The sequence below is a fragment of the Benzoatithermus flavus genome (assembly GCF_037908215.1).
Classification (GTDB): domain Bacteria; phylum Pseudomonadota; class Alphaproteobacteria; order Geminicoccales; family Geminicoccaceae; genus Benzoatithermus; species Benzoatithermus flavus.
In genome coordinates this window covers 1-537 of sequence record NZ_JBBLZC010000132.1, presented here as the reverse complement: position 1 = coordinate 537, position 537 = coordinate 1, and the positions used below count along the sequence as shown (strand labels likewise).

Below are 537 nucleotides of genomic sequence, written 5' to 3'. Positions count from 1 at the left end.
ACGGCGTCACTATCGTTCGCAGGAGTGGCAATCCAGCTGACATTCACGGCAATGTGCCCCGTATTGGTTAACCCATTATTTTTGCTGTCTAATTGGTATTTTTTTCCATTAATTGTGAACGTTTGACCATCGATTTGATCTTGGGTCAACATACCGAGGTTCTTTGAAAAGTCGAGTACGACTTTCGCCGGATCCGTTGGTGTCGCTGTAACAACTCCCTGCCATGTTCCATTTCCTGCATAACGAATGGTTGGAGAATTTGCTTGGACAAACGCCCGGCCTTCCGGCGAACCACTAAATAAAATCTTTTGGTTGAACTGTGTCGTATCAGCAATGCGATCAATTTCTTTTGTCAGCTGATCCACTTCCGCTTGAATGGCAGCGCGGTCGCTCGGCTCCAGCGTATCATTCGCCGCCTGCACAGCCAGCTCGCGCATCCGCTGCAGGATGCTGTGGACTTCGTTTAACGCCCCTTCCGCCGTTTGGATGAGCGAAATCGCATCGAGCGCGTTCCGTTCCGCCATTTGCAAACCGCGA

1 protein-coding gene is annotated in these 537 nt (G+C 50.5%); it reads right to left on the bottom strand.

Annotated elements, in window-relative coordinates; translation table 11 throughout:
- The coding region (locus tag U1T56_RS24500; RefSeq protein ID WP_471683467.1) for a flagellin N-terminal helical domain-containing protein at positions 1–537 on the bottom strand (537 nt) is incomplete at both ends.